18 protein-coding genes and 3 pseudogenes are annotated in these 23,074 nt (G+C 72.7%); 19 read left to right on the forward strand and 2 right to left on the reverse strand.

Annotated features, from left to right (window positions below; all coding sequences use genetic code 11):
* Positions 1-50: 50 nt before the first annotated feature.
* Positions 51-1,316, reverse strand: coding sequence for a PD-(D/E)XK nuclease family protein (locus tag GEV43_RS38220; RefSeq protein WP_160825552.1), 1,266 nt, complete (start codon positions 1,314-1,316; stop codon positions 51-53).
* An 85-nt stretch (positions 1,317-1,401) separates the two neighbouring features.
* Between GEV43_RS38220 and GEV43_RS38225 the strand changes: the two genes are divergently transcribed.
* From GEV43_RS38225 to GEV43_RS38280, 12 genes and pseudogenes are all read left to right on the forward strand, one after another.
* Complete coding sequence (locus GEV43_RS38225) at positions 1,402-2,811, forward strand: site-2 protease family protein (RefSeq protein WP_309240153.1); 1,410 nt, start codon at positions 1,402-1,404, stop codon at positions 2,809-2,811.
* Positions 2,812-2,921: 110 nt separating this feature from the next.
* Complete coding sequence (locus GEV43_RS38230; protein ID WP_175250989.1) at positions 2,922-3,902, forward strand: tRNA (adenine-N1)-methyltransferase; 981 nt, start codon at positions 2,922-2,924, stop codon at positions 3,900-3,902.
* Between the two features lie 336 nt (positions 3,903-4,238).
* A pseudogene (gene arc / locus GEV43_RS38235) lies at positions 4,239-6,001 on the forward strand (proteasome ATPase).
* 296 nt (positions 6,002-6,297) lie between these two features.
* A complete protein-coding gene (gene dop, locus GEV43_RS38240; protein WP_160825553.1) occupies positions 6,298-7,815 on the forward strand; it encodes a depupylase/deamidase Dop in 1,518 nt (505 codons plus the stop codon).
* A 206-nt stretch (positions 7,816-8,021) separates the two neighbouring features.
* Positions 8,022-8,231: a ubiquitin-like protein Pup gene (locus GEV43_RS38245; RefSeq protein ID WP_160825554.1), complete on the forward strand. Its 210-nt coding sequence runs from the start codon at positions 8,022-8,024 to the stop codon at positions 8,229-8,231.
* A 257-nt stretch (positions 8,232-8,488) separates the two neighbouring features.
* Positions 8,489-9,355 carry a proteasome subunit beta gene (prcB, locus tag GEV43_RS38250; protein ID WP_175251116.1) on the forward strand — a complete coding sequence of 289 codons (867 nt, stop codon included), beginning with the start codon at positions 8,489-8,491 and terminating at the stop codon, positions 9,353-9,355.
* A gap of 21 nt (positions 9,356-9,376) precedes the next feature.
* Entirely contained in the window at positions 9,377-10,120 is a 744-nt protein-coding gene (gene prcA, locus GEV43_RS38255; protein ID WP_160826087.1) for a proteasome subunit alpha, read from the forward strand.
* A gap of 203 nt (positions 10,121-10,323) precedes the next feature.
* Positions 10,324-11,680, forward strand: a pseudogene (gene pafA, locus GEV43_RS38260) (Pup--protein ligase).
* Between the two features lie 185 nt (positions 11,681-11,865).
* Positions 11,866-12,387, forward strand: coding sequence for an FKBP-type peptidyl-prolyl cis-trans isomerase (locus GEV43_RS38265; protein ID WP_160825556.1), 522 nt, complete (start codon positions 11,866-11,868; stop codon positions 12,385-12,387).
* A complete protein-coding gene (locus GEV43_RS55495) occupies positions 12,318-12,797 on the forward strand; it encodes an FKBP-type peptidyl-prolyl cis-trans isomerase (protein WP_160825557.1) in 480 nt (159 codons plus the stop codon). The genes GEV43_RS38265 and GEV43_RS55495 overlap by 70 nt, the downstream gene beginning before the upstream one ends.
* 123 nt (positions 12,798-12,920) lie before the next feature.
* Positions 12,921-13,574, forward strand: a complete 654-nt coding sequence (locus GEV43_RS38275) for a metalloregulator ArsR/SmtB family transcription factor (RefSeq protein WP_160825558.1) — start codon at positions 12,921-12,923, stop codon at positions 13,572-13,574.
* Positions 13,575-13,607: 33 nt separating this feature from the next.
* Positions 13,608-14,132 carry a DUF3291 domain-containing protein gene (locus tag GEV43_RS38280; RefSeq protein WP_160825559.1) on the forward strand — a complete coding sequence of 175 codons (525 nt, stop codon included), beginning with the start codon at positions 13,608-13,610 and terminating at the stop codon, positions 14,130-14,132.
* Between the two features lie 50 nt (positions 14,133-14,182).
* Here the strand turns inward: GEV43_RS38280 and GEV43_RS38285 are convergent, their stop codons facing one another.
* Positions 14,183-15,265, reverse strand: coding sequence for a DUF3866 family protein (locus GEV43_RS38285; protein WP_160825560.1), 1,083 nt, complete (start codon positions 15,263-15,265; stop codon positions 14,183-14,185).
* 73 nt (positions 15,266-15,338) lie between these two features.
* On the opposite strand from GEV43_RS38285, the gene GEV43_RS38290 reads away from it, so the two are divergent.
* The 7 genes and pseudogenes from GEV43_RS38290 (at position 15,339) to GEV43_RS38320 (ending at position 23,070) form a co-directional block, all read left to right on the forward strand.
* Positions 15,339-16,421, forward strand: a complete 1,083-nt coding sequence (locus tag GEV43_RS38290) for a YafY family protein (protein ID WP_160825561.1) — start codon at positions 15,339-15,341, stop codon at positions 16,419-16,421.
* A gap of 5 nt (positions 16,422-16,426) precedes the next feature.
* Complete coding sequence (locus GEV43_RS38295) at positions 16,427-17,485, forward strand: YafY family protein (RefSeq protein WP_160825562.1); 1,059 nt, start codon at positions 16,427-16,429, stop codon at positions 17,483-17,485.
* Between the two features lie 23 nt (positions 17,486-17,508).
* A complete protein-coding gene (locus GEV43_RS38300) occupies positions 17,509-17,730 on the forward strand; it encodes a hypothetical protein (RefSeq protein WP_309240154.1) in 222 nt (73 codons plus the stop codon).
* Between the two features lie 27 nt (positions 17,731-17,757).
* A complete protein-coding gene (tatA, locus tag GEV43_RS38305; RefSeq protein WP_160825564.1) occupies positions 17,758-18,153 on the forward strand; it encodes a Sec-independent protein translocase subunit TatA in 396 nt (131 codons plus the stop codon).
* 64 nt (positions 18,154-18,217) lie between these two features.
* Entirely contained in the window at positions 18,218-19,102 is an 885-nt protein-coding gene (gene tatC, locus GEV43_RS38310) for a twin-arginine translocase subunit TatC (RefSeq protein WP_160825565.1), read from the forward strand.
* Between the two features lie 75 nt (positions 19,103-19,177).
* Positions 19,178-21,942 (forward strand): annotated as a pseudogene (locus GEV43_RS38315) (DEAD/DEAH box helicase).
* A gap of 111 nt (positions 21,943-22,053) precedes the next feature.
* Complete coding sequence (locus GEV43_RS38320; RefSeq protein ID WP_160825566.1) at positions 22,054-23,070, forward strand: SDR family oxidoreductase; 1,017 nt, start codon at positions 22,054-22,056, stop codon at positions 23,068-23,070.
* Positions 23,071-23,074 lie beyond the last annotated feature (4 nt).

Genomic DNA, 23,074 nt, shown 5'->3' on the forward strand with positions numbered 1-23,074 from the left:
CCATTCCACCCGCACGGGCCATACGGCCCCCCGCCCAGCACCCCTCCCGCTCAGCGCCCCCCCACAATCAGAGCCCCCGCGCCAGACCCTCCCCGCGGCCGGCGACCGTCACGACAGACCATCCACACGGTCAGCGCTCCGTCCGGCCAGCGAACCCTCAGCGTCCCGTGCGGCCAGTGCCCCCTACGCTCCGCGGCGTAAACCGGCCGTCGTGGCGGGCGCTCCGTGTGGTCGGCGCTTTGTGCGGCGAGCGGTCCCGGCGGTTGGCGTCCTATCCGGTCGGCGCCCCTTGCGGTCGGCGCCCCTTGCGGTCGGCGGCCCTTGCGGTCGGCGCTTGTCGCGGGCAGGGGGTGGGGCGGTCGGCGGGCCGTGTGGTTCGAGGGGGGCGGGGCTGGGGTTAGAGGTCGTCGCGTTCGCGGGCGGCGGTCTCCAGGTCGGCGGGGACGGGCGGACGACCGGGACGACGGGGAGCGGCGGGGGAGTGCCCCGAACGACGGGCAGCGGGACTTGTGGTCGCACCAGTCGCACAGGCGGCTCGTACGGGGGCGCCACTCGCCGGTGTCCATCGCCCGCCGGATCGCCTCCCACAGCGCCTCGACCTTGCGCCGGGTCGCCCGCAGGTCGGCCTCGTCGGGCTCGTAGCGCAGCACCTCGCCGTTGCCCAGGTACATGAGCTGGAGCAGCCTCGGCACGCGGCCCTGCAACCGCCACAGCACCAGCGCGTAGAACTTCATCTGGAACAGCGCCCGCGCCTCGAAGTCGGCGCGCGGGGCCGTGCCCGTCTTGTAGTCGACGATCCGCACGTCGCCCGTCGGCGCCACGTCGACCCGGTCGATGAAGCCGCGCAGCCGCAGCCCCGAGTCGAGCACCGTCTCCACGAACAGCTCGCGGTCGGCGGGCTCCAGCCGGGTCGGGTCCTCCAGCGTGAAGTAGCGCTCGACCATCCGCCGCGCCTCGTCGAGCCATCCGGCCCGTTCGGCCTCGCCCTCGGCGCCGTCCTCGAACAGCGTCGCCAGCTCCGGCTCGGCCTCCAGCAGGCGGTCCCACTGCGGTCCCAGCAGATCCAGCGCCGCCGCCACCGTGCGGTCGCCGGTCGGCAGGTCGTACAGCCGCTCCAGCACCGCGTGGACCAGCGTGCCGCGGGCCGCCGCCGGGCTGGGCCGCTCGGGGATCTTGTCGATCACCCGGAACCGGTACAGCAGCGGGCAGGTCATGAAGTCGCCCGCCCGGGACGGCGACAGGGAGCCCGTCGCCTCCACGCCGCCGCTGCCGATGGTCTGCGCGCCCGCCTCGCTGCCGGCCTCGGTGGTCGTCATGGGCAGCAGCGTAGGCGACGCCTCCGACGAAAGCCCGCACCCCGCCCCCGGCGGGCGGGGGGCCCGGGGCCGTAGCATCGACAACGTGACAGACAGCGCACCTCCGACCCAGGGCGGCAGGCCCGCCGGCGACCGGCGCCACGACGACGGCGTTCCCCGCGACGCCGCGGTGCCCGCCACCGAAGGCCCCGCCGGGGTGCCCCCGGGCGGTACGGCGCCCGGCGGCGGAGGGCCCGGCGGCCCCGGCCCGGACCGTTCCGGCCCGGACGGCAGCGGACCGGAGGGCGCGGGACCGGGCGGGACGAGCCCGGCAGGGAACGGGCCCGGCGGCCCCGGCCGAGGCGGCCGAGGGGACGGCGGCGGTCCCGCGGGGCGTCCCGGCCTGTCCATGGGGCGCGTGTTCGGCGTCCCCGTCTTCGTGTCCCCGAGCTGGTTCCTGGTCGCCGTCCTCGTCACCGTGATGTTCGAGGGCCAGGTCAACGGCGTCATCGACCGGCCCGCCAGCTACCTCGTCGCGTTCACCTACGCCGTCCTGCTGTACGGCTCGGTGTTCGTGCACGAGCTCAGCCACGCCGTCACGGCCCGCGTCCTCGGCCTGCCCGTCCGCTCGGTCACGCTGCACATCCTCGGCGGCGAGACGTCCATCGAGCGCGAGGCGCCCACGCCCGGCCGCGAGTTCCTCATCGCGTTCGCCGGGCCGCTCACCAACCTGGTCCTCGCCGGGCTCGGCCTCCTCGCGCACGCCGTCCTGCCGCTGTCGGACGTCGCGCTGCTGCTCGTCGACGCCCTCACCTTCGCCAACCTGCTCGTCGGCGTGTTCAACCTGCTGCCCGGCCTGCCCCTGGACGGCGGGCGCCTCGTCCGCGCCGCCGTCTGGAAGGTCACCGGCCGCGCCCGCAACGGCGCCGTCTTCGCCGGCTGGGTCGGCCGCGGCGTCGCCGTCCTCTGCCTCGTCGCCGGCGCCTACCTCGCCACCGACCGCGGCGCGGGCACCGACACCGACTCCGGCGCGGGCTTCGGCTGGCTCGCGCTGCTGTGGTCCGCGCTCGTCGCCTCGTTCATCTGGGTCGGCGCGACGCAGGCCATCCGCGCCGAACGGGTCCGCGACCGCATCCCGCTCCTCCAGGCCCGCCGCCTCGCGCGCCGCGCGACCCTCGTCACCGCCGACGTCCCGCTCGCCGAGGCCGTGCGCCGCGCCCAGGAGGAACGCGCCGGAGCCATCGTCATCGTCGACCACGACGGACGCCCCCTCGGCCTCGTCAACGAGAAGGCCGTCACCGCCACCCCGGCGCAGCGCCGCCCCTGGGTCTCCGTCGGCGACCTGTCGCGCGGGCTCGAACCCGACCTGTCCCTCCCCGCCGACCTGTCCGGCGAGGAGCTCATCGTCGCGCTCCGCCGCGCGCCCGCCTCCGAGTACCTGCTCGTCGAACCCGACGGCCGCGTCTACGGCGTCCTCGCCGTCGCCGACGTCGACCGGGCGTTCGCGGGCGTCTGACCACCGCCGCCGCCCGCGTTCCCGACGCGGCCGCGGCGGCTACCGGACGGGCCCGAGGCGGCTCCGGCACCGGCCTGAGGACGCCTCCGCCGCCGCTAGCCTTGAGGCTCATGAGCGAACCCCAGCGGGAACCGACCCGGACCGACCCCGCACCCTCCACCGGACGCATCCCGCACGGCCCGTTCCGTCCCGGAGACCAGGTTCAGCTCACCGACCCCAAGGGCCGGATCAACACGATCACGCTCCAGCCCGGCAAGGACTACCACTCCCACAAGGGCTCCATCCCCCACGACGCGATCATCGGCAGCCCCGAGGGGTCGGTCTTCCGCTCCAGCGGCGGCACCGAGTACCTCGCCTTCCGGCCCCTGCTCGCCGACTTCGCCGTGCGGATGCCGCGCGGCGCGGCCGTCGTCTACCCCAAGGACGCGGCCCAGATCGTCGCGATGGCCGACATCTTCCCCGGCGCCCGCGTGGTCGAGGCCGGCGCCGGATCCGGCGCCCTGAGCTGCTTCCTGCTGCGCGCCGTCGGCGAGCACGGCCTGCTGTCGTCGTACGAGCGCCGCCCCGACTTCGCCGAGGTCGCCCGTTCCAACGTCGAGAAGTTCTTCGGCGGCCCCCACCCGTCCTGGCGCCTCACCGTCGGCGCCCTGGAGGACTCCCTCGCAGAGGACGAGGTCGACCGCGTCGTCCTCGACATGCTCGCGCCCTGGGAGTGCCTCGACGCGGTCGCCAAGGCGCTCATCCCCGGCGGCATGGTCTGCGCCTACATCGCCACCACCACGCAGATGTCGCGCGTGGTGGAGGACCTGCGCGCCCACGGCGCGTTCGCCGAGCCGTACGCGTTCGAGACCATGCTGAGGTCCTGGCACGTCGAGGGGCTCGCCGTCCGCCCCGACCACCGCATGGTCGGCCACACCGGGTTCCTCGTCACGGCCCGCCGCCTCGCCGACGGCGTCACCCCGCCCGTCCGCCGCCGCCGTCCCGCCAAGGGCGCCCAGCCCGAACCCGCCGCGCCCGCCAAGGCCGCCGGTGCCGCGGCCGCCGCGCCCGCCGCCGAGGACGCCGCGCCCGACGGCGTCGCTGAGTTCTAGATCACATCGCCGCGGGCGGGCCGGGCGGCCACGCCCCCGCCCGCCCCCGGCGACCGCGCCGTGACAACGAATTCACAACGCGGCGGCCACCCCGCCGAACCGGACCCCCGCCTGCCCCGGAGGCGCCGGAACATCCACCGCGCCCCGCCCGGAACAGGCGTTTTCCATGCCATCCGGTACCCGCAGCCCGCCCGCTCCGCCGCAGGCCCGCGCCCGCGCACGCCCTCGCGGGAGGCCCGCCACGACACGAGTACCGAATGGGCAGGTTACGGAAGCCCTCCAGATAGGTAGGGTCTCAGTAGGTCGTCGGCTCTCTTCGTGAGGAGGTGACGGGGCGTGGCCGCTCGTGACGATGCTGGGGCGCGCAGGGCGCAGCACGACAAGGAGGTCAAGGACCTTCAGACGCAGATGTCCTTCTTGGAGGAGGAGATCTCCGTGCTGCGCCGGAAGCTCGCGGAATCCCCGCGCCAAGTAAGGGTTCTTGAAGAACGCCTCCATGAGGCACAGGCCAACCTGGCCGCAGTGACGGGTCAGAACGAGCGTCTCGTAGCGACCCTCAAAGAGGCTCGCGAACAGATCGTGGCGCTCAAGGAGGAGGTCGACAGGCTGGCGCAACCCCCTTCCGGATTCGGGGTCTTCCTGGAGACCCGCGACGATGGAACGGTCGACATCTTCACCGGCGGGCGCAAGCTCCGCGTGAACGTCAGCCCGGCCGTCGACGTGGACGAACTTCAGCGTGGCCAAGAGGTCATGCTCAACGAGGCACTGAACGTCGTCGAAGCCCTGGAGTTCGAGGAGCAGGGCGAGGTCGTCATGCTCAAGGAGCTCTTCGACGACGGTGAACGGGCCCTGGTGATCGCGCACGCCGACGAGGAGCGCGTGATCAAGCTGGCCGAGCCGCTGCGCGGCGTCCCCCTCCGGGCGGGCGACTCGCTGATGCTCGAACCGCGGTCCGGATACGCGTACGAGAAGATCCACAAGGCGGAGGTCGAGGAGCTCGTCCTCGAAGAGGTCCCCGACATCTCCTACGACGAGATCGGCGGCCTCGGATCGCAGATCGAGATGATCCGCGACGCCGTGGAGCTGCCGTACCTGCACGCGGACCTGTTCCGCGAGCACCAGCTCCGCCCCCCGAAGGGCGTGCTGCTGTACGGGCCCCCGGGTGCGGCAAGACGCTCATCGCCAAGGCCGTCGCCAACTCCCTGGCCAAGAAGGTCGCGGAGCAGACCGGCGCCGAGGGCAAGAGCTTCTTCCTCAACATCAAGGGCCCCGAGCTCCTCAACAAGTACGTCGGCGAGACCGAGCGGCACATCCGCCTGGTCTTCCAGCGGGCGAGGGAGAAGGCGTCCGCCGGCACCCCGGTGATCGTCTTCTTCGACGAGATGGACTCCATCTTCCGCACCCGCGGCTCCGGCGTGTCCTCCGACGTCGAGAACACCATCGTCCCGCAGCTGCTCAGCGAGATCGACGGCGTCGAGGGCCTGGAGAACGTCATCGTCATCGGCGCCTCCAACCGCGAGGACATGATCGACCCCGCGATCCTGCGGCCGGGCCGGCTGGACGTCAAGATCAAGATCGAGCGTCCGGACGCCGAGGCGGCCAAGGACATCTTCTCGAAGTACATCCTGAGCGGCCTCCCGCTCCACCCCGACGACGTCAAGGAGCACGACGGCTCCGACGCGGCCACCGTCGACGCGATGATCCAGCGCGTCGTCGAGCGGATGTACTCCGAGACCGAGGAGAACCGCTTCCTGGAGGTCACCTACGCCAACGGTGACAAGGAGGTCCTGTACTTCAAGGACTTCAACTCCGGGGCCATGATCCAGAACATCGTCGACCGGGCCAAGAAGATGGCCATCAAGCAGTTCCTCGACACCGGCCAGAAGGGCCTGCGGGTCAACCACCTGCTCGCCGCCTGCGTCGACGAGTTCAGCGAGAACGAAGACCTGCCCAACACCACCAACCCCGACGACTGGGCCCGCATCTCCGGCAAGAAGGGCGAGCGGATCGTCTACATCCGCACGCTCGTCTCCGGCAAGCAGGGCGCCGAAGCCGGACGCTCCATCGACACCGTCGCCAACACGGGCCAGTACCTGTAGCGCGCGACGCGCCGACGGCACGCGGCGGCCATCCCGAGCGGGTGGCCGCCGCGCGGCGTTTCATGACGTCGCGCGGCGTTCCGAGGCGTCCCCAGGCGTTCCGCGGCGCCCCGCGGCCGGACCCGGCCGCCCGACACGCCCCGGCGCCCGCTCGCGCGCCCCGCCGCAGCGGAACCGCAGGCTCCCGGCCCGCACGCGAACGACACGCGCGCGAGGGCCCCGCCCGGGCCGACACCCCGCCATCACGGAGAGGAGCCCCATGGCTCCACCCTCCCGGCCCCGATAGGCTCGACCATATGAGCGTTCGGCGGGTGATGGGCATCGAGACCGAGTACGGCATCTCCGTACCCGGACAGCCAGGGGCCAACGCGATGGTGACCTCCTCGCAGGTCGTCAACGCCTACCTCGCGGCATCGGCGGCACGGGCCCGGAGAGCCCGGTGGGACTTCGAGGAGGAGAACCCGCTCCGCGACGCCAGGGGGTTCGACCTCGCCCGCGAGGTCGCCGACCCGACCCAGCTCACCGACGAGGACCTCGGCCTCGCCAACGTCATCCTCACCAACGGCGCCCGGCTCTACGTCGACCACGCCCACCCCGAGTACTCCGCGCCCGAGACCACCAACCCCCGCGACGCGGTCATCTGGGACAAGGCCGGCGAGCGCGTCATGGCCGACGCCGCGCGCCGGGCCGCCATGGTCCCCGGCACGCACCCGATCCAGCTCTACAAGAACAACACCGACAACAAGGGCGCCTCGTACGGCTGCCATGAGAACTACCTCATGAAGCGCGAGACGCCCTTCGCCGACATCGTCCGGCACCTCACCCCGTTCTTCGTCTCCCGGCAGGTCGTCTGCGGCGCCGGCCGCGTCGGCATCGGCGTCGACGGGCGCGGCGACGGCTTCCAGGTCAGCCAGCGCGCCGACTTCTTCGAGGTCGAGGTCGGGCTGGAGACCACCCTCAAGCGGCCCATCATCAACACCCGCGACGAGCCGCACGCCGACCCGGAGAAGTACCGGCGCCTGCACGTCATCATCGGCGACGCCAACATGAGCGAGGTGTCGACCTACCTCAAGCTCGGCACGACCTCGCTGGTCCTCGCGATGATCGAGGACGGGTTCCTCACCGCCGACCTGTCGGTCGACATGCCCGTCGCCGCGCTGCGCGCCGTCTCCCACGACCCGTCCTGCAAGCACCTGCTCACCCTGCGCGACGGCCGCAAGATGACCGCCGTCCAGCTCCAGATGGAGTACCTGGAGCAGTCCCGCAAGTACGTCGAGGACCGCTTCGGCGCCGACGTCGACGAGATGACCAAGGACGTGCTCGACCGCTGGGAGTCGGTGCTGCACCGCCTCGGCGAGGACCCCATGCAGCTGAGCCGCGAGCTCGACTGGGTCGCCAAGCTCGCCCTGCTGGAGGGCTACCGCGAGCGCGACGGCCTCGACTGGTCGCACCCGCGCCTCCAGCTCGTCGACCTCCAGTACACCGACATCCGCCCCGACAAGGGCCTCTACAACCGCCTGGTGCACCGCGACCGGATCGACCGCGTCGCCACCGAGGCGGAGGTCGACGCCGCCGTCGAGGACCCGCCCGAGGACACCCGCGCCTACTTCCGGGGCCGCTGCCTGCGCCAGTACGCCGAGTCCGTCGCCGCCGCGTCGTGGGACTCGGTCATCTTCGACGTCCCGGGCCGCGAGTCCCTCCAGCGCGTCCCGACGCTGGAGCCCCTGCGCGGCACCAGGCAGCACGTGGGCGCTCTGCTGGACCGCTGCCGCACCGCGGCCGACCTCGTCGCCACCCTCACCGGCCACAGTTGATCTGAGGGGCGCGGGGCGGTGCGGACGCCCCGCGCCGCCCCTGCGGCCCGTGCTCTTTGTGACCGGTTCGCCCGTTTCGAGGATTCGCGGACGGGCGATAACCCCACCAGGCCCCCGCGCCCGCCCAGGTGAAACGGGTGACGAAACCCGCTCGCCGTCGGTGATCGGGGATAGGGTTGGGGGTACCGGCAGAGTGGAGGTACGGGATGGCCACGAAGGACACCGGCGGTCAGAAGCAGTCTCCGCGTCGCACCGAAGAGGTCGAGGAGACCGAGGCCGCGACCACCGACGACGTCCAGGAGCGCCAGGAGAAGCTCACCGACGACGTCGACGCGATCCTGGACGAGATCGACGAGGTGCTGGAGGAGAACGCCGAGGAGTTCGTCAGGAGCTACGTCCAGAAGGGCGGAGAGTAGCCCTCCCCGGCCGGGCTCCCGGGCGGACGAGCGGGGGACGCCCGTGCCCGGCACCGCGAACGTGACGATCGAGCCGAGCCCCCACAAGCCATACGCACGCAGCAGTCGCCGACGGCCGCGCTCCACGGAGCGCGGCCGTCGGCCGTCCGGGCGGGGTTCGCCACGGGCTGATCGGGACGGGTACCCGCGGCATGCGGCGGACAGCGCTCGAACAGTAGGGTTCTAGTGGTTCCGCGCCGGTGCGGTCGGCCGGCGACATGGTGGAGGGAAGGAGTCGCGTGGCGTCCCACGATTCGCACACCGGACGTCTGCCGGGGTTGTTCGGCAGCCCGGACACGTCCTCGTTCACGGAGTTCCTGGGGGCGTACTCCCCGGAGCTGCTGCCCGGCCGGCGGACCCCGCCGGCGGCCCCGGTGGGGGACGAGATCCCGCACGGCACGACGATCGTCGCGGTGACGTTCTCCGGCGGCGTGGTGATGGCGGGCGACCGGCGGGCGACCGCGGGCAACGTGATCGCCCAGCGCGACATCGAGAAGGTGTTCCGCGCCGACGAGTTCTCGGCGGTCGCCGTGGCGGGCACGGCGGGGCTCGGCGTCGAGATGGTGCGGCTGTTCCAGGTGGAGCTCGAGCACTACGAGAAGCGCGAGGGCCGCACGCTGTCGGTGGAGGGCAAGGCCAACCGGCTGGCGACGATGGTCCGGCAGAACCTGCCGATGGCGATGCAGGGCCTCGCGGTCGTGCCGCTGTTCGCGGGCTACGACGAGGAACGCGACGGGGGCCGGATCTTCTCCTACGATCCGGCGGGAGGACGCTACGAGGAGCGCGACTTCCACTCGATCGGATCGGGGTCGGTCTTCGCGCGCGGCGCCCTGAAGAAGCTGTTCCGCGCGGACGCTTCGGCGGAGGACGCGGCGGTGATGTGCGTGCAGGCGCTGTACGACGCGGCCGACGACGACTCGGCGACGGGCGGCCCCGACCTGACCCGGCGGATCTTCCCGGTGGTGGCGTCGGTGACGTCGGACGGCTACCGCCGCCTTGGCGAGGACGAGGTCGGCGCGATCGCGCGGGCCGTGGTGGACGCACGTTACGACTCGCCGGGCGGGCCGACCGCCCCGCTGCGATAGAAGGGATCCTGACCGGTGTCCATGCCGTTCTATGTGTCGCCCGAACAGCAGATGAAGGACAAGGCCGACTACGCGCGCAAGGGGATCGCGCGCGGCCGCAGCGTGGTCGTGCTCCAGTACGACGACGGGATCCTGTTCGTCGCCGACAACCCGTCGCGCGCCCTGCACAAGATCAGTGAGATCTACGACCGGATCGCGTTCGCCGCGGTGGGCAAGTACAACGAGTTCGAGAATCTGCGGCTCGGCGGCGTCCGCTACGCCGACATCAACGGCTACCAGTACGACCGCCGCGACGTGACGGCGCGGGGCCTGGCGAACGTGTACGCGCAGTCGCTCGGCACGATCTTCACCGAGACCAACAAGCCGTACGAGGTGGAGCTGGTCGTCGCCGAGGTCGGGGAGAGCGCCGAGACCGACCAGATCTACCGGCTGACGTTCGACGGGTCGGTGGCGGACGAGCACGGCTACGTGGCGATGGGCGGCCAGGCCGAGGCGGTCGCGCAGGCGCTGAAGGACCGCTACCGCGAGGGCATGACGCTGACGGAGGCGCTGCGCGCCGCGGTGGCGTCGCTGGAGGCGCAGGACTCGGACCGGCGCCTGGAGGCCAAGTCGCTGGAGGTGGCGGTGCTCGACCGCAACCGGGAGCACCGCCTGTTCAAGGCGCTGGCGAAGCGGCGGGTGGAGGAGCTGCTGGGCGAGCCGTCCAGCGAGGACTCCTCGGAGCCGGCCGAGCCGTCGGGGCCGTCCAAGCCGTCCGGGAGCTGATCGGAGCCGTCCGGGAGCTGACCGGCGGGCCCGTCGCGGTCGCGGACCGCGGCGGGCCTTTGCTCGGCCCGCCAAATGATCTACAACGTAAAGGCGGGCGGCCGGTCAGCCCTGTATGCCCGTACGGCCAGGCTCATGGGTCCCGCTGAAACCAGGGGCATCAGAGACTGCCAAGACGGGGCCCGGCCGCATAGGGTCATGGTGTGGACAGGCGCATTTTCGGGCTTGAGAACGAGTACGGGGTCACGTGTACCTTCCGTGGGCAGCGGCGGTTGTCGCCTGATGAGGTGGCGCGGTATCTGTTCCGGCGGGTGGTGTCGTGGGTCGTAGCAGCAATGTGTTCCTGCGCAACGGTGCGCGGCTCTACCTCGATGTGGGTAGCCACCCCGAGTACGCCACGCCGGAGTGCGACAGCGTCGTCGATCTGGTGACGCATGACAAGGCGGGCGAGCGGATCTTGGAGGGGCTGCTGGTCGACGCCGAGCGGCGGTTGCGCGAGGAGGGCATCGCCGGTGACATCTACCTGTTCAAGAACAACACCGACTCGGCCGGCAACTCCTACGGCTGCCACGAGAACTATCTGGTCGGCCGACACGGCGAGTTCGGGCGGCTGGCCGACGTCCTGATTCCCTACCTGGTGACCAGGCAGATCATCTGCGGTGCCGGGAAGGTGCTCCAGACGCCGCGTGGCGCGGTCTATTGCGTGTCGCAGCGGGCCGAGCACATCTGGGAAGGCGTGTCCTCCGCGACGACGCGTTCCCGACCGATCATCAACACGCGGGACGAGCCGCACGCCGACGCCGAGCGGTTTCGGCGGCTGCATGTGATCGTGGGTGACTCGAATATGAGTGAGACCACGATGTTGTTGAAGGTGGGGGCGACGGATCTGGTGTTGCGGATGATCGAGGCCGGGGTGGTGATGCGTGATCTGACGTTGGAGAATCCGATCCGGGCGATCCGTGAGGTCAGTCATGACATGACCGGGCGGCGCAAGGTGCGGTTGGCCAACGGGCGTGAGGCGTCGTCGTTGGAGATTCAGAAGGAGTACTTCGGCAAGGCCAAGGATTTCGTGGACGCGCGGGGTGGTGATGCGACGTCCAAGCGGGTGCTGGATCTGTGGGAGCGGACGTTGCGGGCGGTGGAGACCGGGGATCTGGACATGGTGTCGCGGGAGATCGACTGGGTGACCAAGTACAAGTTGATCGAGCGGTACCGCCGCAAGTACGACCTGCCGCTGTCCTCGCCGCGGGTGGCGCAGCTGGATCTGGCCTATCACGATGTGCATCGTGATCGGGGTTGTACTACCTGTTGGAGAAGCGGGGGTCGGTGGAGCGGGTGACCCGTGATCTGGCGATCTTCGAGGCCAAGTCGGTGCCGCCGCAGACCACGCGGGCGCGGCTGCGCGGGGAGTTCATCCGCAAGGCCCAGGAGAAGCGCCGCGACTTCACCGTCGACTGGGTCCATCTCAAGCTCAACGACCAGGCCCAGCGCACCGTGCTGTGCAAAGACCCGTTCCGCTCCGTCGACGAACGCGTCGACAAGCTCATCGCGGGGATGTGACGGGCGGTCCCGTCCGCTCCGCCCGGGTGCCGTCAGGAACGTCCGCGATGTTGTGATCCCAGGTGGGACGGCATGGGAAAGCTCTCGCAAAGGCGCCCGGACGCGCCGGGCACAGGGGGCTACCGGCGGGTCACCGGAACGGTAGGGTGAGCGCCCAGTAGCGCTCACCGCCTCGAAGGATCCGCATGCGCCGTCGTCGTCTCATCGCCCTGCCCGCGGCCGCCGTGCTGGCCGCGCCGCTCATGCTGGCCGCGTGTTCGAGCGGCGAGGACGTGAAGGTCAAGGTGAAGGGCGCGTACGGCAGCCGGCCCGAGGTGTCGTTCCCGAAGGGCAAGCCCGAGGACGGGCTGGCGGTCAAGACGCTGACGGGCGGCAAGGGCCCGCGGGCGCGCAAGAAGGACCTGGTGATCGCCGACTACGTCGGGTACCGGTGGAACAAGGACGGCAAGAAGCTGCTGGCCAGCAGCTTCTCGTCGGGGCAGCCGGGCGCGTTCCCGATGGGCTCGCTCGTCCCGGGGTTGGAGAAGGCCCTGGAGGGCGCGCGGCCGGGCGCGCGCGTCGTCGCGAAGATCCCCCGAAGGACGGGTACGGCGCGAGCGGCGACTCGGGGCGTCAGGTCGGCGGCGACGACACCCTGGTGTACGTCCTCGACGTCCGCACCGTCTATCCGAGCGACGCGACCGCGCAGGGCGCGAACCGTCCGCTGAACGACCCGAAGCTGCCGAAGGTCGGGCCGCGGTCGGGCGCGCAGGCGCCGCCCGTCACGGTTCCGCGCGCGAAGCCGCCGAAGACGCTCCAGGTGCGGACGCTCGTGAAGGGCAAGGGCCCGGCCGTCCGCAAGGGGCAACTGCTGGCGATGCACTACGAGGGCGTGTTCTGGCGGAACGGCCAGGTGTTCAACTCCTCGTGGGCGGCGGGCGGCCCCTACGCGGCGCAGATCGGCACCGGACAGGTGATGAAGGGCTGGGACCAGGCGCTCGTCGGCCAGACCGTCGGGAGCCGGATGCTCGTGGTCGTCCCGCCGGCGCTCGGGTACGGCTCCAAGGGCCTCGCCCAAGCGGGCATCAAGGCCGACGACACCCTGGTCTTCGTCATCGACCTCCTCGGCGCCCACTGACCCGCGTCGCCAGACCGCGTCGCCAGACCGCGTCGCCAGACCGCGTCACCAGGCCGGGTCACCGTTCCGCGTCCCGGTCGGCGGGTTTCTAAAAGCGGTCGCGGTTGTTCTTAGACTGTCCGGGTGGAGGACATCGAGGCGATCGCGCTGCTCCAGGACCCGGTGCGGCGGCGGCTGTACGAGTACGTGGCGGCGCGCGACCACGAGATCGGCCGGAACGAGGCGGCGGAGGCCGCCGGGGTGGGCCGGACGCTCGCCGCGTTCCATCTCGACAAGCTGGTGGCGGCGGGGCTGCTGGAGACGGCGAGCCGCCGCCTGACGGGCCGGTCGGGGCCGGGCGCGGGCCGTCCCGCGAAGCTGTACCGGCGGTCCGGCGCCGAACGGGGCGTGTCGCTGCCTGCCCGCGACTACCGGACGGCCGCCGGGCTGCTCGCGGAGGCCGCCGAGACCGCGGGCCTGGACGACGAGCTGCGCGCCGCCGCCCGCCGCCGCGGCCGCGCGCTCCGCGCCGAGCCGCCCCCCGCGGGCATGGAGGAGGTCGCGGCGCTGCTGGCCGAGCGCGGCTACGAGCCCCGCCCGGACGAGGACGGGACGCTGCGGATGCGCAACTGCCCCTTCCACGCGCTGTCCGAACGGTTCCCGCCCCTGGTGTGCGGAATGAACCTCGCGCTGCTCGAAGGGCTGCTGGAGGACGTTCCGGACGTCGGCGTCCGCATGGATCCGAGGCCGGGGCACTGCTGCACCGTGGCCGTGCCTTCTAAAAACAATCAGGATTGACATAGAAGTCGGGGCCGTGGTGGGGTGGGGCCCATGAGCGGTTCCCATCTCGCGCAGTTCAACGTCGCCACCCTCCGGTTCCCCCTGGACGATCCTCGGCTGGCCGAGTTCGTGGCGCGGCTCGACCCGGTCAACGCCGCGGCGGACGGCGCGCCGGGCTTCGTCTGGCGGCTGACCGAGGAGGGGCGGCCGGACGCGACCGGCCTGCGGCCCCTCGGCGACGACGTGATCATCAACTTCTCGGTCTGGGAGGACCGCGAGGCGCTGTGGGACTTCGCCTACCGCAGCGGCCACCTGGAGCTGCTGCGGCGCCGCCGCGAGTGGTTCCAGCGGCACGCCGAGGCGCACAGCGTGCTGTGGTGGATCCCGGCGGGGCACGTCCCGACCGTCGAGGAGGCCGCCGAACGGCTCGCGCTCCTGCGGGCCGAGGGCCCCTCGCCCCGGGCGTTCACCTTCAACTCCGCCTACACCGCCGAAGAGGCCGCCGAGGCGGAACGTTCACGCGAGCCCGGGGCCGGGGCCGCCGGCGAGCCAGAGAAGATCGCTCAGCCCGGATAGCCCGGACGGCCCGGAGGGGCGGCGGGCTGCCCGGACGGGGCGTTCGCCGGTCAGGGGATGAGGGCGGCGGCGTGGCGGCCCGCCGCCGCGGCGGCGAGGAAGTAGGCGAGGTCGGCGTCCAGGCGGCGGCCCATGGTGGACAGGCGGACGCCCCACTCCTTCTCGGCGTCGCGCAGCGCCTCGTGCAGGCCCTCGACGCCGACGGGGACCAGGGTGTGGCGGTCGCCGAGCGGCGCGGCGGCGGCCGCGACGCGGGCGCCGAACTCCCCGCCCAGCTCGGGCACCACGATCTCGGCGCGGGCGAGCGCGACCCGGCCGTACGCGGTGAGGCTGTGGTGGGAGACGCCGAGGTGCCGTTCGCGCAGGTCGCCCTCGCTCACCCGCAGGGAGCCGACGGGCCGGCCGTCCAGCACGGCCGCGGCGTTGATCGCCTCGCCGGCCGAGACGCCGGAGAAGCCCCACTTGGTGCCGGTGCCGAGGTTCCCGGGGCCCTGGGCGAGGACGATGACGTCCGCGCCGAGGACGAGCCGCGCCGCGAGCAGCCCGGTGTGGACCGTGACGGCCTCCAGGTCGCCGCCGAACGCCTGCCCGACCGTCACGGACGCGGCGAGCGCCCCCGCCTCCTTGAGGTGCGCGATCGACATCGAGAACCAGGCGGGCAGCGCGCCGCCGTCCGGCATGACATAGACCGCGCGGGCGCCGGGCCGGGCGGCGAGCAGGCCCGCCAGGATCGGCGGCAGCGCCGAGTGCAGGTCGGCGACGACCACGGGGACGCCGCCGAGCGAGTCGGCGTCGCGCAGCAGCTCGTGGTGCGGGGAGTCCTGCTCGTCGGCGCCGAGGACGGTGGCCTGGAGCGGGGTGTAGCGGGCCTTGACCAGATGGCCGGGTCCGGACGGGTCGGGCGGCAGCCGGTCGGGAACGGCGACGACCATCGCGTAGCCGCCCGTCCCGAGGCCCATCGCCAAGGCCGTAGTGTTGAGCAGGACGGTGTCGCCCGGCTCGGGCCGCCCCACCAGGGCGGGGTAGGCGAGGGCCCGGTGCGGGCCGTCGCCCCCGATCGTGACGTCGAGCTCGACCGCCCCCGGCCACTCCCGGCGGACGTTTTCTACCGTGCCTTTGCGCCATCGGATCACACCGGAACGGTAGCGTCCTCCACGACAGTGTGCGGGGACGATCAGGTTCACCGAGCAAAGAGGTGGTGGCGAAGTGTCGCGGCGCAAGACCGAGCGCCTGCTCAATCTGGTGGTCTGCCTGCTCGCCACCAGGCGCTATCTGACCGCCGAGCAGATCCGGCGGGCCGTGCCCGGCTATCCCGACTCCGACGAGGCGTTCAAACGCATGTTCGAACGCGACAAGGAGGAGCTGCGGGAGCTGGGCGTTCCGCTGGAGGTCGGCAGCGACCAGCAGGGCGGCGGGGGAGAGGAGACCGGCTACCGGATCCCCCCGCAGGCGTACGAGCTGCCCGACATCCACCTGACGCCCGACGAGGCGGCCGTGCTCGGCCTGGCCGCGCGGGTGTGGCAGCGCGCCAGCATGGCCGACGCCGCGTCCGGGGCGCTGCTGAAGCTGCGCGCCGCCGGGGTCGAGACCGACGCGGCGACGCCCGCCGGGATCGAGCCGCGCGTCGACACCGGCGACCCGGCGTTCCCGGCGCTGTGGGAGGCGGTCCGCGACGGGCGGCCCGTCGCGTTCGACTACCAGGCGATCGGCCGCACGTCGGTGTCGCGCCGCCATCTGGAGCCGTGGGGCGTGGTCAGCCGGCGCGGGCGCTGGTACGTGGTCGGCCACGACCGCGACCGGGGCGAGGAGCGGGTGTTCCGGCTCAGCCGCATCACCGGCGAGGTTGTCCAGGACGGGCGGCCCGGCACGGTGACCGTCCCCGACGGGGTGGACGTGCGGCGCATCGCGTTCGACTGGAGCGGCCCGGTCACCGAGCCGCGCCCCGCGACGGTGCGGCTGCGGGCCGGCGCCGCGCAGGGCCCCCGCCGCTGGGCCAAGGACCTCCGCCCGGTGGCCGCGGGCGCCGCCGGCTCGGCGGACGCCTCGGAGTGGGACGGCTGGGACGAGGCGACGCTGACGTTCCAGGACGTCGACCGGTTCGCGCCCTACCTCGCGCGGTTCGCCGACGACGTGGTGGTCCTCGACCCGCCCGACCTGCGCGACGCCGTGATCCAGCAGCTCAAGGCCGTCCTCGCGGGCTGCGACGTCCCCGGCGGCACCACGGCCTCCAGCGGGGCGGCCTCCGGTGGGGCGGCGGCCGGAGCGACCGGCGAGGCGAGGGGACGATGACGGACATGACCACCGATGAGACGCCTCCCGGAGCCGCCGCGGCGCCCCCCGCCGCGGCGGCGGGCGCCAAGGGCAGGGCCGCGGGGAAGGCCGCCTCCGCGAAGGCGGCGGCGTCCAACTCGACCGACCGGCTCGCCCGGCTCCTCGCGCTCGTGCCGTACGTGGTGAGCCGCGACTCGGTCGAGCTCGGGCAGGCCGCGGCGGCGTTCGGGGTGTCGGAGAAGCAGCTCATCGACGACCTCAACCTGCTGTGGTGCGTGGAGCTGCGGGCGCCCGACCCCTACTGCCCGATCGACCTGTCCTACGAGGGCGGCGAGATCATCGTCACCGAGGCCGAGTCGATCGCCCGGCCGCTGCGGCTCAAGGTGGACGAGGCGAGCGCGCTGCTGGTCGCGCTGCGGATGCTGGCGGGCATCCCCGATCTCCAGGACCGCGACGCGCTGTCCCGGGTGATCGCCAAGCTGGAGACCGCCGCGGGCGCCGCCGCCGCGGTCAGCAGCCAGGTCGCCGTCGAGGTCGACGTGCGCGGCGACACCCTCGGGCGGCTGCGGCAGGCGATCGGCGCGGGCCGCCGCGTCCACATCGCCTACTACGTGCCGGCCCGCGACGAGAACACCGAGCGCGACGTCGACCCGATGCGGCTGCTGGTGGTGGAGGGCAACACCTACCTGGAGGGCTGGTGCCGCCGGGCCGAGGCGGTCCGGCTGTTCCGCCTCGACCGGATCAGCGAGCTGTCGGTGCTGGACGTCGCGGCCGAGGTGCCCGACACCGCCGAGCCGATCGACGTGGACGCGGGCCTGTTCCGGCCGTCCCCGGACGACGTCCGGGTCACCCTCGACCTGACCGCGAGCGGACGGTGGGTCGCCGACTACTACCCGTGCGAGAGCGTCGAGGAGCTGGGGGAGGGGCGGCTGCGGATCGTGCTGCGCACCCCCGACACCCGCTGGGTGCGGGGCCTCGCGCTGCGGCTCGGCGACGAGGGGCACGTCGTCGCGCCCGCCGGGCTCGCCGCCGCGATCCGCGGCGACGCCGCGCGGGCGCTCGCCCGGTACGGCATGGCGTGACGGGGTCGGCTACGGTGGCTGGCGTGGCATGGGTTCCGGTGTCGGTGGCGTTGGGCTTCGTCGGCCTGGCCGTCCTGGCGTTCTGCTCGTTCAAGGTCTACCTCGGCGTGCGGCGGTTCGGGCGTGAACTGGAGCGGGCCCGCCGGCGGCTTGGACCGAAACAATCCGCCCTGAACGATGAACTCCGGTACCTCCAGGACACGCGCGCGTCACAAGAACCCGATGACGGCGTACGATCGTCGTAAGTACCAACCGCTGAAGAGGACTCGCTCATGCCGAACATCGGGACCCCCGAGCTGCTCATCGTGCTGCTGGTCGTCGTGCTGATCTTCGGATCGGCGAAGTTGCCCCAGCTCGCACGGTCGCTGGGCAAGTCCGCCCGCATCCTGAAGGCCGAGACCAAGGGCCTGCGCAGCGATGACGAGGACGACAAGGCCGCCCCCGCGGCCGCCAACGGCGCCGCCCCCGCGGCCGCCCCCCAGGCCGACTCCGGCAGCGCGACCCGCGACCGGGCCGCGCAGCTCCGCGAGGAGGCCGCCCGGCTGGAGCGCGAGGCCGCCGCCCAGTCCGCCCAGGACGCCCAGCGGCAGCGGGGCGCGCTGCCGTCCGGCGAGCCGATCCAGGGCGTGCCGGTCTCCGACTACGGGAACCGCAAGACCACCTCCTGACCGCCCCCTTCCGGAACGGACCGGCGTCATCCACCCCGAGAACCCGATCTGAAGAATGCCCACGATGAAGCGGACGACACGGCAGGCGGCCGACCCCGACGGCCGGATGCCGCTCATGGACCACCTCCGTGAGCTGCGCAACCGGCTGATCAAGGCGATCCTCGGGCTCACCGCCGGGACGATCGTCGGATTCATCGTCTTCGATCCGGTCTGGACGTTCCTCCAGAAGCCCTACTGCAAGCTGCCCGAGGCCCACCGGGTCACCGGCGGGCAGAGCTGCGCCCTGGTGACCAACGGGCTCACCGAGGGCTTCTTCCTGCACCTGAAGATCGCGTTCATGATCGGCGTGGTGGTCTCCTCGCCGATCTGGCTGTACCAGATCTGGGCGTTCGTCGCCCCGGGCCTGTACCGGCGCGAGCGCCGCTGGACCTACACGTTCATGGGCGCGGCGGTGCCGCTGTTCCTCGCCGGCGCGGTGCTGTCGTACATCACGCTCGACAAGGGCCTCAGCATCCTGCTCGGGTTCGTCCCCGACGGCGCGGTACCGCTGGTCACCGTCACCAGCTACCTCGGCTACGCCAGCGCGATGCTGCTGGTGTTCGGGCTGGCGTTCGAGCTGCCGCTGCTCGTGGTGATCCTCAACCTGGCCGGCGTGCTGACGTTCGAGCGGCTGAGGAAGACCCAGCGGATCAGCATCTTCCTGATCTTCCTGTTCGCCGCCGTCGCCACCCCGAGCGCCGACCCGTTCACGATGCTGGCGCTCGCCGTGCCGACGCTCGTGCTGTTCGAGGCCGCCGTGGTGATCGCCATGGTGAACGACCGGCGCCGGGCCCGCCGCCCCGACCCGTACGCGGACCTCGCCGACGACGAGGCGGCCCCGCTCGACCTCGAGCGCATCGACGCCGAGCTGGAGAAGGGCGACCCCGCGCCCGGGGCCCGTTCCGAATAGCGTTCGGTAAAAACGGATCACGGTTCCCCGGCCCGAATTGGGAATCGGGCCGGGCGAAACCGTAGGCTCGATTCCATGACCACCCCCGACGCGATGTCGGCCGAGCAGACCCCGGCGCAGCGCTACGCGGCGTACCGCAAGCGCACCGAGGGCAACGGCCCCGCCCTGCTGGACTTCCAGACCCTGTACGACTTCGACCTGGACCGGTTCCAGATCGAGGCGTGCCGGGCGCTGGAGGGCGGCAGCGGCGTCCTGGTCGCCGCGCCGACCGGATCCGGCAAGACCGTGGTGGGGGAGTTCGCCGTCCACCTGGCCCTCACCGGCGGCGCCAAGTGCTTCTACACCACGCCGATCAAGGCGCTGTCCAACCAGAAGTACGCCGACCTCGTCCGCCGGTACGGGCCCGAGAAGGTCGGGCTGCTCACCGGCGACAACAGCGTCAACGGCGAGGCCCCGATCGTCGTCATGACGACCGAGGTGCTGCGCAACATGCTGTACGCCGGGTCGCAGACCCTCGGCGGGCTCGCGTTCGTGGTCATGGACGAGGTGCACTACCTCGCCGACCGGTTCCGCGGCGCGGTCTGGGAAGAGGTGATCATCCACGTCCCCGACTCGGTGCGGATCGTGGCGCTGTCGGCGACGGTCAGCAACGCCGAGGAGTTCGGCGAGTGGCTGCACGAGGTCCGCGGCGACACCGCGGTGATCGTGGACGAGCACCGGCCCGTCCCGCTGTTCCAGCACATGCTCGTCGGGACCCGGCTGTACGACCTGTTCGTCGACACCGGCAGGGGCGGCGACCGGCAGGCCCGGCTGAACCCGCAGCTCACCCGCATGGCCGTCGAGGAGGTCAGGCGCGCCAAGGTCAACCAGGGCCGCCGCACCGGCCGCCGCCGCGCGCCCCGCCCGCAGCGGTACCGGCCGCCCGCCCGCCCCGACGTCATCGAGCGCCTCGAACGCGCCGGGCTGCTCCCCGCGATCACGTTCGTCTTCTCCCGGGCGGGCTGCGACGCCGCCGTGCTCCAGTGCCTGCACGCCGGGATCAGGCTCACCTCCAAGGAGGAGGCCGAGGAGATCCGCGCGCACGTCGACCTGCGCACGTCCGACATCTCCCGCGAGGACCTGCGGATCCTCGGCTACGACGACTTCGTGGCGGGGCTGGAGCGCGGGGTCGCCGCCCACCACGCCGGGATGCTGCCGACGTTCAAGGAGATCGTCGAGGAGCTGTTCACCCGCGGGCTGACCAAGGCCGTGTTCGCCACCGAGACCCTCGCGCTCGGCATCAACATGCCCGCCCGCACCGTCGTGATCGAGAAGCTCGACAAGTGGAACGGCGAGGCGCACGTCGACCTCACCCCCGGCGAGTACACCCAGCTCACCGGCCGCGCCGGCCGCCGCGGCATCGACGTGGAGGGCCACGCGGTCGTGGTGTGGGGCCCGAGCGTCGACCCCGGCTCGGTCGCGGGCCTCGCCAGCACCCGCACCTACCCGCTCAACTCCAGCTTCCGGCCCTCGTACAACATGGCCGTCAACCTCGTCGGGGCGGTCGGCAACGAACGCGCCCGCACGCTGCTGGAGGAGTCGTTCGCGCAGTTCCAGGCCGACCGCGCCGTCGTCGGCCTGGCCCGGCAGGTGCACAAGAACGAGGAGGCCCTCGAAGGCTACGCCAAGGCCGCCGAGTGCCACCTGGGCGACTTCATGGAGTACGCGGCGCTGCGCCGCCGGCTGTCCGACCGGGAGGCCGAGCTGTCCCGCGAGCGGTCCTCGGCCCGCCGTGCCGAGGCCGCCCGGTCCCTGGAGCACCTGCGGCCCGGTGACGTCATCCTCGTCCCGTCCGGGCGCCGTTCCGGCCTCGCCGTCGTCCTGGACCCCGGCATCGGCCGCCGCTCCGACGGGCCCGCGCCGCTCGTCCTGACCGTCACGCGCTCCGTGCAGCGGCTGTCGATCCAGGACTTCCCGCGCCCGGTGGAGCCCGTGGAGCGGATCCGCATCCCGAAGTCGTTCAGCCCGCGCAACCCGCAGCACCGCCGCGACCTCGCCTCCACCCTGCGCAACAAGGTCCCCGACGACGCCCGCGAACGCCGCCGGGGCCGCGACGTCCCCGCCGTCGACGACGCGGAGATCGCCGAGCTGCGCGCCCGGCTCCGCCGCCACCCGGTGCACGGCTGCGACCAGCGCGAGGACCACGCCCGCTGGGCCGAGCGCTTCTTCCGCCTCGAACGCGAGACCGAGCAGCTCCGCCGCCGCGTCGAGGGCCGCTCGCAGGTGATCGCCCGCACGTTCGACCGCGTCTGCGCCGTGCTGGAGCAGCTCGGCTACCTCGACGGCGGCGCGGTCACCGAGGAGGGCCGCCGCCTCGGCCGCATCTACAACGAGCTGGACCTGCTCACCGCCGAGTCGCTGCGCGCCGGGCTGTGGGAGCGGCTCGACCACGCCGAGCTCGCCGCCTGCGTGTCCGCCCTGGTGTACGAGTCGCGGCAGCCCGAGGAGGCCGCCCCGCCCGGACGCCGTCCGGCGCCGCGCAGGACGCCCTGGCCGCGATGGTCCGGCTGTGGGGCGACCTCGACGCCGTCGAGAAGGACAACCGCGTCTCGTTCCTCCGCGAGCCCGACCTCGGGTTCGCGTGGACGGCGTACCGGTGGGCCAAGGGGGAGGACCTCGACGAGGTCCTGCTCGAATCCGACCTCACCGCCGGCGACTTCGTCCGGGCCGTCAAGCAGCTCCTCGACCTGCTCGGCCAGGTCGCCGACGCCGCCCCGCCGAACAGCCACATCCGCAAGACGGCCCGCCGGGCGATGGACTCCATGCGCCGCGGCGTCGTCGCCTACTCGTCGGTCGCCTGACCCGTCCCGGCGCTCCCCGTTCCGGCGCTGCCCGGCGCTGCCCGGCGCTGCCCGTCGCGGCCCGTTCCGGCGCGGCGGATAGAGGCGCGTTCTCGCGGGTAGGGCGAGATCATGACTGACGACTTCACCGGCCGTGTCGTCGTGGTGACCGGCGCCACGGGCGGCGTCGGCCGCGCGGCGGCGCGGCGGTTCGCCGAACGCGGCGCCAAGGTGGCCCTGCTCGCGCGCGGCCGCAAGGGCCTGGACGCCGCCGCCCGCGACGTCGGCGAGGCGGGCGGGACCGCCCTGGCGATCCCGACCGACGTCGCCGACCACGCCCAGGTCGAGCGCGCCGCCGACCGCGCGGAGGAGGAGCTCGGCCCGATCGACGTGTGGGTGAACGTGGCGTTCAGCGCCGTGTTCGCCGAGTTCCGCGACATCGACCCCGACGAGTTCCGCCGCGCGACCGAGGTCACCTACCTCGGGTTCGTGCACGGCACCAAGGCCGCCCTCGACCGGATGACGCCCCGCGACCGGGGCGTGATCGTGCAGACCGGCTCGGCCCTCGCCCGGCGCGGGATCCCGCTCCAGTCCGCCTACTGCGGAGCCAAGCACGCCATCCAGGGGTTCTACGAGTCGCTGCGCTGCGAGATGCTGCACCAGGGCACGGGCGTGCGGATGACGATGGTGCACCTGCCCGCCGTGAACACCCCGCAGTTCGACTGGGTCCTGTCGCGGCTCCCGCGGCACCCGCAGCCCGTTCCGCCGATCTACCAGCCTGAGGTCGCCGCGGACGCCCTCGTGCACGCCGCCGCGCACCCGCGCCGCGAGTACTGGGTCGGGGCCAGCACGGTCGGCACCATCCTCGGCAACCGGATCGCGCCCGCGCTCCTCGACCGCTACCTCGCCCGAACGGGCTACTCGTCCCAGCAGACCGGCCCCCGCCGCAAGGGCGAGCAGCCCGCGAACCTGTGGCATCCCGAGGACGGCCGCGAGGGCGCCGACCACGGCGCCCACGGCTCGTTCGACGACGAGGCGCACTCGCGCAGCCCGGAGATGTGGGCGTCCCGGCACCGCCGGGCCCTCGGCGCGACCGCGGCCGTGGGCGCCGCGGCCGCCGCCGGCGCGCTCGCCCGCCGCAAACGCTGACCAC

Source organism: Actinomadura sp. J1-007 (genome assembly GCF_009793335.1).
GTDB classification, from domain to species: domain Bacteria; phylum Actinomycetota; class Actinomycetes; order Streptosporangiales; family Streptosporangiaceae; genus Spirillospora; species Spirillospora yumaensis.